The sequence below is a fragment of the Klebsiella sp. D5A genome, assembly GCF_001620885.1.
In the GTDB taxonomy this organism is placed as follows: Bacteria; Pseudomonadota; Gammaproteobacteria; order Enterobacterales; family Enterobacteriaceae; genus Klebsiella; species Klebsiella variicola.
This window is the reverse complement of the sequence record NZ_LOAR01000003.1, coordinates 38,808-54,854: the sequence shown is the minus strand read 5'-3', so window position 1 is coordinate 54,854 and position 16,047 is coordinate 38,808. Positions and strand designations below refer to the sequence as shown.

15 protein-coding genes are annotated in these 16,047 nt (G+C 61.8%); 5 read left to right on the top strand and 10 right to left on the bottom strand.

From position 1 onward, the window contains the following. Positions 1 to 8: 8 nt before the first annotated feature. The gene (locus AS136_RS03795) at positions 9 to 1,007 is read right to left on the bottom strand and encodes an ABC transporter permease (protein ID WP_002894035.1); all 999 of its coding nucleotides are present in this window, start codon (positions 1,005 to 1,007) and stop codon (positions 9 to 11) included. Further along, positions 1,004 to 2,506: a sugar ABC transporter ATP-binding protein gene (locus AS136_RS03790; RefSeq protein ID WP_012542480.1), complete on the bottom strand. Its 1,503-nt coding sequence runs from the start codon at positions 2,504 to 2,506 to the stop codon at positions 1,004 to 1,006. The genes AS136_RS03795 and AS136_RS03790 overlap by 4 nt, the downstream gene beginning before the upstream one ends. A gap of 163 nt (positions 2,507 to 2,669) precedes the next feature. Between AS136_RS03790 and AS136_RS03785 the strand changes: the two genes are divergently transcribed. From AS136_RS03785 to AS136_RS03770, 4 genes are all read left to right on the top strand, one after another. Next, positions 2,670 to 3,758 carry an oxidoreductase gene (locus AS136_RS03785; protein ID WP_008805594.1) on the top strand — a complete coding sequence of 363 codons (1,089 nt, stop codon included), beginning with the start codon at positions 2,670 to 2,672 and terminating at the stop codon, positions 3,756 to 3,758. 57 nt (positions 3,759 to 3,815) lie between these two features. Then, complete coding sequence (locus tag AS136_RS03780; RefSeq protein WP_012068432.1) at positions 3,816 to 4,559, top strand: SDR family NAD(P)-dependent oxidoreductase; 744 nt, start codon at positions 3,816 to 3,818, stop codon at positions 4,557 to 4,559. 183 nt (positions 4,560 to 4,742) lie between these two features. Beyond that, positions 4,743 to 5,045 (top strand): type II toxin-antitoxin system RelE family toxin, encoded by a 303-nt coding sequence (locus tag AS136_RS03775; RefSeq protein WP_012068431.1) that lies wholly within the window; start codon positions 4,743 to 4,745, stop codon positions 5,043 to 5,045. Beyond that, positions 5,020 to 5,424: a helix-turn-helix domain-containing protein gene (locus tag AS136_RS03770; protein ID WP_008805591.1), complete on the top strand. Its 405-nt coding sequence runs from the start codon at positions 5,020 to 5,022 to the stop codon at positions 5,422 to 5,424. Before AS136_RS03775 ends, AS136_RS03770 begins: the two co-directional genes overlap by 26 nt. Here the strand turns inward: AS136_RS03770 and AS136_RS03765 are convergent. The 7 genes from AS136_RS03765 to entC form a co-directional block, all read right to left on the bottom strand. Next, on the bottom strand, positions 5,421 to 5,618 hold the full coding sequence (locus AS136_RS03765; protein WP_002893903.1) for a YbdD/YjiX family protein: 198 nt from the start codon (positions 5,616 to 5,618) through the stop codon (positions 5,421 to 5,423). The two genes, AS136_RS03770 and AS136_RS03765, sit on opposite strands and share 4 nt — an antisense overlap. Before the next feature lie 92 nt (positions 5,619 to 5,710). Continuing rightward, a complete protein-coding gene (cstA, locus tag AS136_RS03760; RefSeq protein WP_008805590.1) occupies positions 5,711 to 7,816 on the bottom strand; it encodes a pyruvate/proton symporter CstA in 2,106 nt (701 codons plus the stop codon). Positions 7,817 to 8,516: 700 nt separating this feature from the next. Further along, positions 8,517 to 8,930, bottom strand: a complete 414-nt coding sequence (gene entH / locus AS136_RS03755) for a proofreading thioesterase EntH (protein WP_008805589.1) — start codon at positions 8,928 to 8,930, stop codon at positions 8,517 to 8,519. After that, entirely contained in the window at positions 8,931 to 9,686 is a 756-nt protein-coding gene (gene entA / locus AS136_RS03750; protein WP_012068428.1) for a 2,3-dihydro-2,3-dihydroxybenzoate dehydrogenase EntA, read from the bottom strand. Next, positions 9,686 to 10,537, bottom strand: a complete 852-nt coding sequence (gene entB / locus AS136_RS03745; protein WP_012968725.1) for an enterobactin biosynthesis bifunctional isochorismatase/aryl carrier protein EntB — start codon at positions 10,535 to 10,537, stop codon at positions 9,686 to 9,688. Before entB ends, entA begins: the two co-directional genes overlap by 1 nt. 13 nt (positions 10,538 to 10,550) lie before the next feature. After that, complete coding sequence (gene entE / locus AS136_RS03740; protein WP_023322215.1) at positions 10,551 to 12,158, bottom strand: (2,3-dihydroxybenzoyl)adenylate synthase EntE; 1,608 nt, start codon at positions 12,156 to 12,158, stop codon at positions 10,551 to 10,553. Positions 12,159 to 12,167: 9 nt separating this feature from the next. Then, positions 12,168 to 13,343, bottom strand: coding sequence for an isochorismate synthase EntC (gene entC, locus AS136_RS03735; protein WP_023322214.1), 1,176 nt, complete (start codon positions 13,341 to 13,343; stop codon positions 12,168 to 12,170). Positions 13,344 to 13,530: 187 nt separating this feature from the next. On the opposite strand from entC, the gene fepB reads away from it, so the two are divergent. After that, positions 13,531 to 14,490, top strand: coding sequence for a Fe2+-enterobactin ABC transporter substrate-binding protein (gene fepB, locus AS136_RS03730; RefSeq protein WP_023322213.1), 960 nt, complete (start codon positions 13,531 to 13,533; stop codon positions 14,488 to 14,490). Positions 14,491 to 14,753: 263 nt separating this feature from the next. Here the strand turns inward: fepB and entS are convergent, their stop codons facing one another. Beyond that, a complete protein-coding gene (gene entS / locus AS136_RS03725) occupies positions 14,754 to 15,995 on the bottom strand; it encodes an enterobactin transporter EntS (RefSeq protein WP_008805583.1) in 1,242 nt (413 codons plus the stop codon). Positions 15,996 to 16,047 lie beyond the last annotated feature (52 nt).

Here is a 16,047-nt window from a genome sequence, read left to right as displayed (position 1 = left end):
GTAAAATGTTAAGTACGGCGCTGAAAATAGGTCAGTGCCAGCGCGCCAGCCAGGACCAACCCTTTAATAATGTCCATCGCGTAATACGGCACCGAGAGCATCACCAGCCCGTTGGAGAGCACGCCGAGGATCACCGCCCCCACCAGCGTCCCCAGGGCGTTCGGTTTACCGGAGCCCGCCAGCGAAAAGCCGATCCAGGCCGCCGCCACCGCGTCCATCAGATAGCCGCCGCCGGCGTTGACCTGCGAGGATCCGATACGCGAGGCCAGCAGAATGCCGCCCAGCCCGGCCAGCAGCGAGGCAATCACGTATGCTGCGACTTTGTAACGCGTGATCCGCAGGCCGGAGAGCCGCGCGGCCTCCGGGTTGCCACCGATGGCGTACATCCGCCGTCCGTGGGTGGTGAACGACAGTGCCAGCTGGGCGACCAGCGTCACCACCAGCATGATGATGACGATGGTCGGCACCTGCCCCAGCGCGCCAAAGGCCGCCGGGATAGTGCCTTCCGCCATCTCGCCGCTCGGCAGCACCATGTTTTCAGTAATCGAACCGCCGTAGCTGTAGGTCATCGCCACGCCCTGAATCACAAACAGGCTGGCCAGGGTGGCGAGCATGTCAGGAATGCGCAGCACCACGATCAGAAAGGCGTTAAACAGCCCCACCAGGGTGCAGAGCGCGAGGGTGATCAGAATCGCTTCGGTGGTCCCCAGGCCATGCCAGACAAACAGGGAAATCACCAGCGCGTTAGCCAGCGATGCCGTCGATCCCACTGACAGATCAAAGCCGCCAATGGTGAGAGAAATCGACACCCCGATGGCAATCACCGTGACAATCGCGATCGAGCGCAGAATGTTGATGATGTTGAACGGATCAAGGAAGTTGTCCGAGGCGAGGCCAAAGACCGCCACCAGCAGCACCACGGTCAGCAACATGCCCCACTTATAGAGAAAATCAAAAAATCGCTGACGGCCCGATACCGTCGCGTTTACTGCCAGGGCCTTGCTCACGCTGCCGCTCCTCCGGTTGAATAATAAAGCAACGTCTCTTCCCGGGCTTCCGCGCCGGGGATCTCCGCCACAATCCGTCCGTCCCATAGCACGCAGATGCGGTCGCATAAACCGACCAGCTCGGCGAATTCACCCGAGGCATAAATCACCCCTTTGCCTTCCCGCGCCAGACCATCGATCAGCATGAACAGATCGGTTTTCGCTTTCACATCGACCCCTTTGGTCGGTTCGTCAAAAATCAAAACATTGGCATGACTGCGCAGCCATTTGCCAATGGCCACCTTCTGCTGGTTGCCGCCGGAAAGACGGCGCAGCATCTGCCCCGGGCCAGTGGCGCGCACGCCGAGGCGGGCAATCACCTCCTCCGCCCAGCGCCAGGCCTGCCGATGGCCAAACAGGCTCCAGCGCGAAAAGCTGTTATCGGCGCTGACCGCCAGGTTCATCGCGATCGGCTCTTCGATGAAAATGCCCTCTTTGCGCCGCTCCTCCGGGACCAGCGCCAGGCCGCGCCCCACCGAGTCGGCAGGATCGCGCGGTCGCCACGGCTGGCCGTTCAGCTCGCCACGCTGCACCCGGCTTTTGCTGGCGCCGAACAGCGCTTTGCACAGCTCGGTTTTGCCCGCGCCGGCCAGCCCGGCGATACCAAGAATTTCCCCCTTCCGCAGGCGCAGCGAAATATCCTGTAGCAACGCCTCATCATGCAGACCGTCAATCTGCAGCAGCACCTCTTCGCCGTGCGGCGGGCGCGGCGGTGGGAAGATATCGCTCAGCTCGTGGCCCAGCATCTTTTCGACGATCTGTTCGCCGCTCAGCGGCGCCATCGGGCCGCTCTCAATCAGCCGCCCGTCGCGCAGCACCGTCAGGGTGTCGCAGATTGCCTTCAGTTCATGGATACGATGCGAAATAAACACCACCCCGATCCCCTGCTGCTGCAGACGGCGTACTACCGCAAACAGTCGCTCACTTTCATGCTGATCCAGCGGCGCGGTGGGCTCATCGAGGATCAAAAAGCGGCAATGGTGCGACAGAGCGCGAGCCAGCAGGATTTGCTGTTTTTCGGCGAGCGTGCAGCTGTCAATGGAGCGCCTGACGTCCAGCGCCACGTCCAGCTGCGCCAGCGCCTCGCGCGCCAGCTGCCGAACCCGCGACCAGCGAAACGCCATGCCCGGCTCTGCCAGCCTGTCCAGCATGATGTTTTCCGCAATGCTCAGGCCAGGTACCAGCGCCACATCCACCTCCTGCTGCACCAGGTGGATCCCCAACTGTTTAGCATCCCGCGGCGAACGAATGGTGACCGGCTGATCGTTGATCGTCACCTCGCCCTGATAGTGAGCATGCGTCCCGCACAGCACGGCCATCAGCGTCGACTTACCCGCGCCGTTGGCCCCGGTCAGGGCATGCACCGACCCGCCATGAAGGGTAAAGTCCACCTTGTTCAGTGCCTGAAAGCCGGAAAAGGCCAGGCTAATGTTATGCATCTCAAGGCGGTTCGCGCTCATCACTGTTCCCGTGCGGTAATTAATCTTCTGATTTAACGAATTTTTCATAGCCGCCGCTGGCTGACAACTGCGTAAAAAGCATAAGATACAACGAAATAATATTAGCCATCTGGATGTCCAGACATAACATCAGTTTAGCCCAACACCTATAAGGACAGCTTCCATGAGCAACAGCGATATCCGCGTCGTACCCGGCCCGGCCAACTATTTCTCCCACCCTGGCAGCCTTGAGCGGCTGAGCGATTTTTTCAGCGCCGACCAGCTCTCGCGGGCGGTGTGGGTCTATGGCGAGCGCGCCCTGGCCGGCGCCGAACCTTTTCTGCCGGCGGCCTTCCACCTGCCGGAGGCAAAAAAGATCCGCTTTACCGGCCACTGCAGCGAACGCGACGTGGCGGAGCTGGTGCAGGCCTCCGGTGACGATCGGGCGGTAGTGATTGGCGTGGGCGGCGGCGCGCTGCTCGACAGCGCGAAAGTGTTGGCCCGCCGCCTGGGGGTTCCGCTGGTGGCCATCCCGACCATCGCCGCCACCTGCGCGGCGTGGACGCCGCTGTCGGTGTGGTATAGCGACGCCGGACAGGCCCTGAATTTTGAGATCTTCGATGACGCCAACTTCCTGGTGCTGGTCGAGCCGCGCATCATTCTCAACGCCCCGGCGGAGTACCTGCTGGCGGGCATTGGCGACACCTTAGCCAAATGGTATGAGGCAGTGGTGCTGGCGCCGCAACCGGAGGCGCTGCCGCTCACCGTGCGGCTGGGGATTAACGGCGCGCTGGCGATCCGCGACGTGCTGCTGGCCAGCAGCGAAACGGCGCTGGCGGACCAGCGCCGCGGCGATCTGACCCAGGCGTTTCGCGATGTGGTGGAGGCGATTATCGCCGGCGGCGGGATGGTTGGCGGGCTGGGGGAACGTTACACCCGGGTCGCCGCCGCCCATGCGGTGCACAACGGACTGACGGTGCTGCCGCAGACGGATAAATTCCTCCACGGTACCAAAGTCGCCTACGGCATTCTGGTACAGAGCGCCCTGCTTGCTCAGGACGATGTGCTGGCGCAGTTAGTGCAGGCGTATCAGCGCTTTAACCTGCCGACCACCCTGGCGGCACTGGAGGTCGATATCAATAACCGCACAGAGCTGGACCGGGTCATTGCCCATACCCTGCGCCCGGGCGAGTCGATTCACTATTTACCAGTGACGTTAACCCCTGAGGTTCTGCGCGCGGCGTTTGAGAAGGTGGAATACTTCAGCCGTTAATCGCCCCGACCGTCTATACCTAATGATGATGCTCACCACTCTCGCAACGAGGTCATCATGCAGATCGATTTAACAGGTAAAAAGGCGCTGGTTACCGGCGCCAGCCGTGGGTTGGGTCGCGCAATCGCGCTGTCGCTGGCACGCGCCGGTGCCGATGTGGTTATTACGTATGAAAAATCGGCCGATAAAGCCCAGGCGGTCGCCGATGAAATAAAGGCCCTGGGTCGGCACGGCGAGGCGGTGCAGGCCGACAGCGCCAGCGCGCAGGCTATTCAGGAGGCGGTAACCCATGCGGCCCGGTCCCTCGGCGGGCTGGACATTCTGGTCAACAACGCCGGGATCGCCCGCGGCGGTCCACTGGAATCCATGACGCTGGCGGACATTGACGCGCTTATCAACGTCAATATTCGTGGGGTGGTCATCGCCACCCAGGAAGCGCTGGTGCATATGGCCGATGGCGGACGGATCATCAACATCGGCAGCTGTCTGGCTAATCGCGTGGCCATGCCGGGCATCGCGGTTTACGCCATGACCAAGTCCGCCCTCAACGCCCTGACCCGTGGCCTGGCGCGTGATTTAGGCCCTCGCGGGATCACCGTTAACCTTGTCCATCCAGGGCCGACCAACAGCGATATGAACCCGGAAGACGGAGAACAGGCGGAAGCCCAGCGCCAGATGATTGCGGTCGGTCACTACGGCCAGCCGGAAGACATCGCCGCGGCGGTCACCTTCCTCGCCAGCCCGGCAGCCGGGCAGATCTCCGGTACGGGGCTGGACGTGGATGGCGGATTGAACGCCTGATCGCACATTTTCTGCAAGCCTCTGTCGCCCGACAGAGGCCTTCCCGCGCCGCCTCGACGGGTTGCGTTTTGCCTCTTACCTGCGTTTTTTCTCCGCTCTACAGTACCCCATAAGAAATTCGGAATTTATCTAATAGTCTTATTATTTCCTTATATTTTGTGTGGGCGTACAGTGGAGGTACGGATGAAGATTGTCTGGTCAAAAACGGCAGATAAGCCATTTTCTAAAATCGATAATCGGTATAAGAGCCGCATTAAATCCAGGCTGGAAAAGATGGATGATAAAGCTTCATCTATCTCGGATATCAAAAAATTGTCCTCTCCCGAAAACCACTACCGGCTGCGATTAGGTGATTACAGAGTCATCTACACCTTTGGGGATCCGCCGGGCGATACCTGCTACGTCGTGGCGGTTAAACGCCGAACCACCACCACCTACCTTCATGAGGAAGATACCGAATATGACTATTCAGTACATCAAGGATGAAGAAGGAAAAGACCAGTATGTCGTCATTCCTTACAGCGATTACTTTCGTATGCGCCTGGCTCTGCTGGAGTACGACGACGAGGATGAAAGCGACTGGGAAGATATTCCTTATGAATCAGACATCTATGATAATGTCATGCTACCAGGCGAAGTATGCGACGTGATGCATAAAGAAAACGTCAGTCTGCAGGCCGCGTGGCGCATCCTGCGCGGGCTATCCCAGCAGGAGGTCGCGGCTAAACTCGGCATCAGCCAGTCCGCCGTGTCGCAGCTGGAAGCGCTGGACTCCCGTCCGCAGAAGCGCACCCGCGAGAAGCTGGCGGCGATTTACGGCTGTACCCAGGAGCAGATCAGCCTCTATCTGCCGAAAGAGGGTTAACAACACTTCGCCCCGCCCTTGCCGCCGTAGCGCGCGTCCTGGCGCTCGCGAAAGAATTCTTCATAGGTCATCGGCGTCTGATCCGGGTGGGTTATTCGCATGTGCTCGACGTAGTTATCGTAATCCGGCACGCCGATCATCATCTTCGCCGCCTGGCCTAAATATTTTCCCGCTTTGGAGAGGGTGTCGAACATAAGTCATTTCTCTTTTGTTTCCCTCTCCCAAAGGGAGAAGGAGGATCAGAAATGTGGGCCGGGTAAGGCGAAGCCGCCACCCGGCACACCGGTTAATGCGCGCGCTTCGCCTGCGCGGTTATAGTTTGCGCATCGGCGGGCATCGCCTGGTACGGCGTCTCTTTCGCCGTCGGTTTATCCTCTTTCAGCGCCGCCAGCGCGGTTTTAATCGAGAACAGCGCCAGCACCACCACCACAATCATAAAGAAGATGGTCAGCCCGGCATCGAGACGGTTGTTAAACACCAGCTGCGCCAGCTGTGATTCGGTATATTGCGGCGGAATGTTGCCGCTGTCGATCATCGCCTGGAATTTATTGGCGATGGCCAGGAAACCGACTTTGGTATCCGGGCTAAACGACTTCTGCCAGCCGGCGGTCAGGGTACAAATCAGCAGCCAGCTTGTCGGCAGCAGCGCCACCCACGCGTAGCGCTGGCGTTTCATCTTGAACAGGACCACCGCGCAGAGCATCAGCGCCATCCCCGCCAGCATCTGGTTGGCGATACCGAACAGCGGCCACAGGGTGTTAATCCCGCCCAGCGGATCCACTACCCCCTGATGCAGGAAGTAGCCCCACGCCAGGACGCACAGCGCGGTCGCCAGCAGGTTGGCCGGCAGCGAACTGGTTTTTTTCAGCCCCGGGCTAATCACGCCCAGCAGATCCTGCAGCATAAAGCGCGCCGCACGGGTGCCGGCATCAACCGCCGTCAGGATAAACAGCGCCTCAAACAGAATGGCGAAGTGGTACCAGAACGAGACATCCATCAGCCCGCCCAGCGAGCCGTGCAGGATGTAGGCCATCCCCACCGCCAGGGTTGGCGCGCCGCCGGCGCGGGAGATAATCGACTGTTCACCCACCTCGCTGGCGATTTGATGCAGCGTATCCGGGGTAATGCTAAAGCCCCAGCCGCTCACCACCTGCGCCGCCGAGGCGACCACATCGGTGGTTCCCGCCGGCGCCAGCACCGCCATCGGGCTGTTCATCGCGAAGTAGACGCCCGGGTCGATAATACAGGCCGCCACCAGCGCCATAATGGCGACGAAGGATTCCATCAACATACCACCGTAGCCGATAAAGCAGGCCTGGCCTTCGTTGGCCAACATTTTCGGCGTGGTGCCGGAGGAGATCAGCGCGTGGAAGCCGGAGACCGCGCCGCAGGCGATGGTGATAAACAGGAACGGGAACAGGTTGCCGCTCCACACCGGGCCGGTACCGTCGACGAATTTGGTCAGCGCCGGCATGGTCAGGGTCGGGCGCATAATCAGAATGCCAATCGCCAGCCCCACGATGGTGCCGATTTTCAGGAAGGTGGAGAGGTAGTCGCGCGGGGCCAGCAGCAGCCAGACCGGCAGTACCGCGGCGACAAAGCCGTAGCCCACCAGGATCCAGGTCAGCTGTACGCCGGTGTAATCAAACCACGGCGCCCAGGTCGGGCTTTCCGCCACCCAACCGCCGGAGATGATGGCGAACACCAGCATCACCAGGCCGATCACCGACACCTCGCCGATGCGCCCCGGGCGCAGGTAGCGAATATAGATACCCATAAAGATCGCCAGCGGGATGGTAAAGGCGACGGTGTATGTCCCCCACGGACTGTGGGTCAACGCTTTCACCACGATCATCGCCAGGACCGCGAGGATGATGACCATGATCATAAAGCAGGCCACCAGCGCCAGGACGCCAGCGGTTGGCCCCATCTCCTCTTTAACCAGTTCGCCAAGCGAGCGGCCATCGCGACGGGTCGAAACAAACAGCACCATAAAGTCCTGTACGGCGCCGGCCAGCACCACGCCGGCGAGGATCCAGATCATCCCCGGCAGGTAGCCCATCTGCGCGGCAAGCACCGGGCCCACCAGCGGCCCCGCGCCGGCAATGGCGGCAAAATGGTGACCGAACAGCACTTTTTTGTCGGTCGGAACATAATCGAGGCCGTCATTATGTCGTACCGCCGGCGTCATCCGCGTCGGGTCAACGCCGAGAACGGTTTTGGCGATATACAGACCGTAGAAACGATATGCGATCAGATAAACGCAGACCGCCGCGACGACAATCCACAGCGCATTTATCTGCTCACCCCGGTTTAAGGCGATATAGCCGAGGGCAAAGGCTCCGATCACGGAGAGCAGTGTCCAGATAAGGTATTTCCCTGAATTATTCATTGTTGTGGTCCACCGGTAGGGTAATCAGGATGTTACATTTTGTTTCTAGATCACAACGCAGAATTTAACAACATCGAAACAGCGCAGATGCCGTACACCCACAGAGATTTGTCTCACATTGCTAGCGAGATCACTTAAGGCAGGAAAATGAATGAAAGGATTACCGTGAACGGTGCCGTTTGTTTGTCGGGTGGCGGCTAACGCCTTACCCGACCTACAGATCCGTAGCCCGGCCAAGCGCAGCGCAAGCCGGGGAAATAGCGGCTCCTCAGCCCAGAAACCGTAGCCCTGCTAAGTACAGCGCGAGCAGGGAAATTCCCGGATGGCAGCGCGCTGCGCCTTATCCCGGCTACCCATTGCGCCGATACGTAGTCCGGCTAAGCGTAGCGCAAGCCGGGGAAACAGCGGCTTCCTGGCCCAGAAACCGTAGCCCTGCTAAGCGCAGCGCGAGCAGGGAAATTCCCGGATGGCGGCGCGCTGCGCCTTATCCCGGCTACCCATTGCGCCGATACGTAGCCCGGCTAAGCGTAGCGCAAGCCGGGGAAATAGCAGCTTCCTGGCCCAGAAACCGTAGCCCTGCTAAGTACAGCGCGAGCAGGGAAATTCCCGGATGGCGGCGCGCTGCGCCTTATCCCGGCTACCCATTGCGCCGATACGTAGCCCGGCTAAGCGTCGCGCAAGCCGGGGAAACAGCGGCTTCTTAGCCCAGCACCGCGGTGCCCAGACGACAGGTGCAGCAGCGCCGCCCCTTCTCGTCATACACCACTATCTCCCAGCTCTGGCTCTGGCGGCCAAGATGCAGCGGTCGGCATTCGCCGCGCACTTTCCCGCTGGAGACCGGACGATGGTGGGTAGCGTTAAGCTCGGTGCCCACCACGCACTGCCCTTCTTCGGTCATCAGCCAACCGGCCATCGAGCCCAGCGTCTCCGCCAGCGCCGCGGAGGCGCCGCCGTGCAGCAGACCAAACGGCTGATGGGTGCGCGCATCCACCGGCATCTCCGCCTCCAGCAGCCCCGCTTCCAGTCGGGTGTAGATGATGCCAAGATGCGCCACCATGGTGTTTTCGCTGCTGGCGTTCAGCGCCGCCAGCGTGAGCTCTCGCTTCCAGGCCATTTACGCCCCCAGCGTCGAGCCGCCATCGACCACAATATCCTGCAGCGTAATATGGCTGGCGTGAGAAGAGGCGAGGAACAGAATGGTATTGGCGATCTCCTGCGGGCGGGCGATTTTGCCCAGCGGGATGCCCAGCTTAAACTGCTCGCCGAAGCCGCGGATCCGCTGCTGCTCGGCATCGTCGCTGACCCACAGGGTGCGCTGCATATCGGTGTCGGTGGAGCCCGGCGACACGAGGTTGCAGCGCACGCCGCTGCCTGCCAGCTCAAGGCCAACGGTTAACGCCAGGCTTTTCAGCGCCGCTTTCGAGGCGCCATAGGCGCTCATGCCGATACGCGGCGTATGCGCGGCATCGGAGGCGACGGTGACGATCGCCCCGCCCCGCTGACGGCGGAACTGGGCCATCGTCTGCTGAAACAGATTAAACGCGCCGCCAACGTTGACCGCGAAGGTTTGCTGCCAGTCTTCCGCGCTCAGCTGGTCGGTGGCGCCCATGCGCAGGATCCCGGCGGCGTTCACCAGCACGTCCAGTCGTTCGATGTTGTTGAGCAGCCGCGCGCACACGTCGCGTACCTGACCGGCATCGGCGACGTCCAGCGTTTCGGTGGCAAACGGATAACCTTCGCCGTCAAAGGCAAGGTCGAAACCGGTGACGTTAGCCCCGGCCTCGACGAAAGCCAGCGCGGTGGCATAGCCAATCCCTTTACCTGCGCCGGTCACCCACACGGTCTGGCCGTGGAAATCCAGCGCCGCCATTATTTCACCTCACGGGAGAGCAGCGCCCACCAGGCGTCGATGGTCGGGTTCTTCGCCAGCATCACGAAGTCGATATCGCCGTGCACTTTGCGCCAGCGGGCGGCCAGGGCCATCATCCGCACCGAATCCAGACCGTAGTCGATCAGATTTTCATCATCCAGCGGTTCGTCGGATTCGTCGAGCAGCGGCAGGATCAGCGCGCGCAGCGCCGCTTTGGAGGCCGGCAGCGGCAGCAGCTCTTCGGTCATCACCACGCGGCCGGAGCGGCCGGCGACGTATTTCAGCGCCATCAGGTGCTCTTCACGGCTGAAGTCCGCCAGGGCGTCGGCGACAAAGAACGGTTTGATATCGCGCATGAAAGCATCGGTGGCGGTGGTCATGCAGCCGATATGAGCATAAACGCCGGTGATGATCAGCTGGTCGCGGCCGGCCTCTTTCAACATCTCCTCCAGCGGCGAGCGATGAAATGCGCTGTAACGCCATTTCACCAGCACGGTATCGTCTTCATCCGGCGCCAGCGCGGCAATCACCTGCTGCTGCTCCGGCGAGCGGGTCAGGCCCGGCCCCCACATATCATTCAGCAACGCCCGATCTTCATCACTCTGCTCTTTCGGCTGGGCGGTGTAGTACACCGGAATGCCGTTCTGTTTGCAGAAGTCGCGCAGGGCGGCGATATTGGCCACCACTTTCTCCATCATCGCGCTGTTTTCGCCCCAGAAGTTGAGGAAATACTCCTGCATATCGTGGATCAGCAGCGCGGCGCGCGACGGCTCAAAGGCCCAGTTGACTTTGTTCGCCGGGATATCGCTGGCTTCCGGCAGCGCATATGCCTGTAATTTAGGGATTGCCATTCTCTGTTCTCCTTCAGCCCAGCTTGCCTTCGGCCAGCCACTGACGTAATTGTTTTTTATCGACTTTGCCCACCGGCGTCAGCGGCAGCGCGGCAACGCACTCCACGCGATCCGGCAGTTTAAATTCAGCCACCCCCTGCTCGCGCAGGAAGCGGCGCACCGCGACGGCGCGCAGCGGCGAGGTCACCACCAGATAAGCGCAGCTTTTCTCGCCCAGCAGGTTGTCTTCGATGCTGACCAGCGCGGCGTGGATCACCGCCTCATGGCGCAGCAGCAGGTTTTCGATCTCTTCAGCGGCGATCTTCTCGCCGCCGCGGTTGATCTGATCTTTTTCCCGGCCCTGGACGGTGATATACCCGTCTTCGTCGATCGAAATCAGATCGCCGGAGCAGTAAAACCCGTCAGCGTCAAAGGCTTCCGCGTTATGCTGCGGGCTGTTGTAGTAGCCGCGGAAGGTATACGGCCCGCGGGTCATCAGGCGACCCACTTCGCCGCGCGGCAGCGGGTTGCCGTCGGCATCCGCTACCCACACTTCATCGTCCGGGCACATCGGGCAGCCCTGGGTATGGATGATCCGCTCCGGGCTGTCGTTAAGGCGGGTGTAATTCACCAGCCCTTCCGCCATGCCGAACACCTGCTGCAGCTGGCAGCCGATTTCCGCCGGAATGCGCGCGGCGAGGGTCGCCGACAGGCGCGCGCCGCCGACCTGCAGCAGCTCCAGCGATTGCAGTTGCGCATTGCTGCCCCATTCATGGATCGCCTGCAGCCACAGGCTGACCGCCGGCGGCACCAGCGAGGCAACGTTGATCTGATGTTGTTCAATCAGCGGGAAACAGAGGGTGGCGCTCGGGTCGGCGGCGAGGATCACCCGCCCGCCGGCGAGGAAGACGCCGAGCGAACCCGGGGAACTCATCGCATAGTTATGCGCCGCCGGCAGCGCGTTGAGGTAGCGCGTCTCCGCGTTGATCCCGCAGATCTCATTGCTGCGGCGGATGCTGTAGTCGTAATCGTTATGGGTGCGCGGGATCAGCTTCGGCGTCCCGGTGCTGCCGCCGGAGAGCTGGAAAAAGGCCACTTCGTCGGCAGGGGTTGGATTGGCGACAAAGTTATCCGCCGGGCGATTAATCTCCGTCGCCAGATCGCGCTCGCCGCCGTCGTTACGCAACAGTGCGACGCGCAGGGAAGGATGCTCAGCGATAAACGCATGGAGGAAGCTATCGTCAGCAAACAGCGCGTGCTCGCGATCGGCAATCAGCAGCGCCGGTTTAATCTGCGCGGCGTAGGCGTTAAGCTCGCTGCGCTGATGGCTGAACAGCGCGTTCACTGGCGCGACGCCGATGCGCAGCAGCGCAAAGAAGGTGATGTAAAACTCGGCGACGTTGCCCAACTGCACCAGCGCGGTTTCCCCGCGCTTCAGTCCCTGGCGCTGCAGCGAGCAGGCAAGGTTGTCCACCAGCTGATTAAACTGGCGGTAGCTAATCTGCCGTTCGCCATCGATAATCGCCACGGCGTCGTTTTCCGCGTGACGGGTGATCAGATTGGTTAACGGCAGATCCTGCCAGTAGCCTTTTTGACGATAGCGGGCCGCGAACGCATCCGGCCAACGGGTAAATGCAATCATCTTTGCCTCTTAATTCAAGCCAAATACGTTAAGCATGGTGGTCAGTTTGACGCCGGTTTCGCGCCATTCGCCCAGCGGCGAGGAGGCCGGAACGATTCCCGCGCCGGCAAACAGGCGCAGCGTACGCTGCTGCAGACGCGCGCAGCGGATGGTCACCACCCATTCGCCGTTGCCTTCATCGTCACACCAGCCGACGATGCCGCCGAACAGCTGACGGTCGAAGGGTTCCAGTTCGGCAATCAGGCGCTTCGCCGCCTGGTGTGGGAAGCCGCTCAGCGCCGGGGTCGGGTGCAGCAGACAGGCCAGCGACATGGCGTTTTCTTGCGCCAGCGCGGTGCCTTCGATTGGTGTTGCCAGGTGCCAGAGCGTTGGGGTGGTAATCAACTGCGGCGATGCCGGCAGCGACAGCTGGCTGCTGCGCGGGCCCAGCACGCTCTTCATCGCCTGGGTCACCAGCTCGTGCTCGTGGCGATCTTTGCCGGATGCCAGCAGCCTGTTGCCCGCTTCCCGGTCCAGCACATCGTCCGGTTGACGACGGGCGGAGCCAGCCAGCGGCAATGAGCTGAAGCGCGGCCCGTCTTTACGCAGCAGCAGCTCCGGGCTGGCGCCCAGCAGCACGCCGCCGTCGGAGAGCGGCACGTGGAAGTTAAAGCTCGCCGGGTTCTGGGCGATCAGTCGCTCCATCAGCGCGCCGCTATCGACGCGGTCGCGGGTGGTAATATCGATAAGCCTTGAGAGCACCACCTTGTCCACTTCCGGGGTGGCGGTCAGCGCGGCAGCGCGTTCCACCATGGCTAAAAACGCGTCCTGCTCCGGGATCTCCCGGCGCTCCACCACTTCCATTGTCTCCAGCGGCGCGGCGTAGCGGGCGGAACGCTGTTTTTCCGGGCGAGAGAACGCTTCCCAGCGCTCGGGGATATAGAGCTCGGAAGGCTGACAGGTGTCGAACGGGATAGCCCCCACCATCACCGGCTTGCGGATCCCCGCCGCGCGGGCCTCGGCAAAAGCGGCGGCCATCTGCTGCTGGAACTCGCCGTTCAGCGCATCGCCGCCGACAGCGGGCTGTGAGAAGCGGCGGAAGCAGCCGGAGGTGCTAAAACTGCGGTACGGCGACATAAAGAAGAAGCTGTCCGGAGACAGGGTCTGGGTGTGTTTCTGTACATCCTCAGCCAGTGACGTTTCCATATCATCCTCCAAAAACGATAAATATATTACGAATAATTATCATTTGTATTTTGGTCGGCTAACCTAAAAGGTATTGCCCGCCATGTCAACCGCGTTACGTCATTGCGCGCCACTTTGGCTTGCATCCTGCTGACGCAAAGTTGAAAATGAGACGCATTTATTACCTTTCGAATCAGGATGCGATGACGTGAACTTCTTTTCTTTCTGCCGCCGCGGTGCGCTGACCGGCATGCTGTTGCTTTTAGGAATTACCTCAGCCCAGGCGGCGGACTGGCCGCGCCAGGTCACAGACAGCTACGGGACACACACCCTGCCGAGCCAGCCGCTGCGCATTGTCTCCACCAGCGTAACGCTTACCGGTTCGCTGCTGGCGATTGACGCTCCGGTGGCCGCCAGCGGCGCCACCACGCCGAACAACCGCGTCGCCGATAGTCAGGGCTTTCTGCGCCAGTGGAGCGAGGTCGCCAAAGCCCGTAAGCTGGCGCGGCTGTACATCGGCGAACCAAGCGCGGAAGCGGTGGCCGCCCAGATGCCGGACCTGATCCTGGTGAGCGCCACCGGCGGCGACTCTGCCCTGCCGCTGTACGATCAGCTCAAAACGATCGCCCCGACGCTGGTCATCAACTATGACGATAAAAGCTGGCAAACCTTGCTCACCCAACTGGGGCAGATCACCGGCCATGAGCAGCAGGCCAGCGCGCGCATCGCCGACTTCAATAAACAGCTCGTTTCGTTAAAAGAAAAAATGAAGCTGCCGCCGCAGCCGGTGACCGCCCTGGTCTATACCGCCGCCGCGCACAGCGCCAATATCTGGACGCCGGCATCGGCCCAGGGGCAGATGCTCGAACAGCTGGGCTTTAGCCTGGCGACGCTGCCGGGCGGCCTGCCCGCCAGCCATAGCCAGGGTAAACGCCACGATATCGTGCAGCTGGGCGGGGAGAACCTCGCGGCCGGTCTGAACGGCCAGAGCCTGTTCCTGTTCGCCGGCGACCAGAAAGATGCGGATGCCATCTACGCCAACCCGCTGCTGGCGCATCTCCCGGCGGTCGCAGGCAAACGCGTCTACCCGCTGGGCACCGAGACCTTCCGTCTTGACTACTACAGCGCCCTGCTGGTGCTCCAGCGTCTCTCCAGCCTGTTCGGCTAACGCGGGCCGTGCCATCAGGACGAGTACGCGGCCTGAACTCTTTTGCCGGGCGGCGCTGCGCTTGCCCGGCCTACAATGCCAGAGTCCCCCAGGCCAGACCGTAGGCCCGGTAAGGCGCAGCCGCCACCGGGCATCAGGACGGGTACGTGGCCTGAACATCTTGCCGGGCGGCGCTCCGCTTGCCCGGCCTACAATGCCAGCGTCCCCCAGGCCAGACCGTAGGCCCGGTAAGGCGTAGCCGCCACCGGGCAAGTGCACCCTACTTAACTTTCGTTTACGATTTCCGGGCGCTGGAAACGGCGCAGCTCGCGTAGCAGCCCCACCAACAGCACGCCGACGAGCGCCAGCGCCCAGCCGCTGGCGCTGGCGGATGCCGCCGGGGTCATCACCGCCCCTAATCCGCCGAGCAGCGCCGCGCCGATGGCGTCGCCGGTGACGTTTTGCGCGGTCCACAGACCATTAATCCGCCCGAGCATATTTTCCGGCGTCTGGGTCTGGATCAGGGTGTACTGCAGCAGCGAGCTAATAGCGCTCAGCCAGCCAAACAGCGCCAGGCACAGCGCGCCCAACGCCCAGTGCGGCATCAGGCTGAACAGCGCAATGGCGACAAACGATCCCACCGTGGTCGCCAGCATCAGCGCACCCGGCCGCACCGTCTGGGCCAGTTGGCCGCTGGTCAACGCCCCCAGCGCCGCACCGAGCGGAATAGCGGCGTACAGCAGGCCAATCTGTCCGGCCGACATCTGCCAGCTCCCGGCCAGCGCCGGATAGAGCACCCGCACCGCGCTGGCCATGGTCAGCAGACCGCCAAGCAGCGCAATCCCGCCGATAAGCGGGCTCTGACAGAGGAAGGTCAGCCCCGCCAGCAGAGATCGCAGCGGATGCTCGCGCGGCTGCGGAGGCGGCGGCAGCTGCGGCAGACGCAGCAGGGTTAAGGTGGTGATAAAGGTCCCCGCCGCCGCCAGGCCGAAGTTCCAGGCCACGCCGCCGGTGGCCAGCAGCAGGCCACCGATCATCGGCGAAATCACCGAGCCAAGGCGCACCGTCAACATGGTGATGGCCCCGGCCTGCATCAGGTTTTCCCGCCCCACCAGCGCCGGGGTCGCCGCCAGCAGCGCGGTCACCCCCAACGAGGCGAAGAACCCGTCCCAGATCCCCAGCAGGTAGATCGCCGCCAGCGACGGCTCCGGCAGCAGGGCGTTCAGACACAGACCGACAAAGCCCACGCCGCAGGTGCCGCGCGCCAGCAGGATCAGGCGTTTACGTTCATAGCGGTCAGCCAGCACGCCCCCCACCATCAGACCAACAAACATCGACGCACCGGTCAGCGTCACCGACAGCCCGACCTGCCAGGTCGAATGGGTCATCATCTGGATCTGGACCGGAATGGCCACGCCCAGCAGGCCAAGCGACAGAATAGAGATAAAGCGAGCGATAAAAACGGCGCGAAACGCCGGGTGAGTTTTCAGCAGGCTGAGATTGAGCAGCCAGGATTGTCGGTTCATTACAGCGCCTTGTCGTTATTTTTAATACCCTTTTTACTGTGGGTCATGCTAC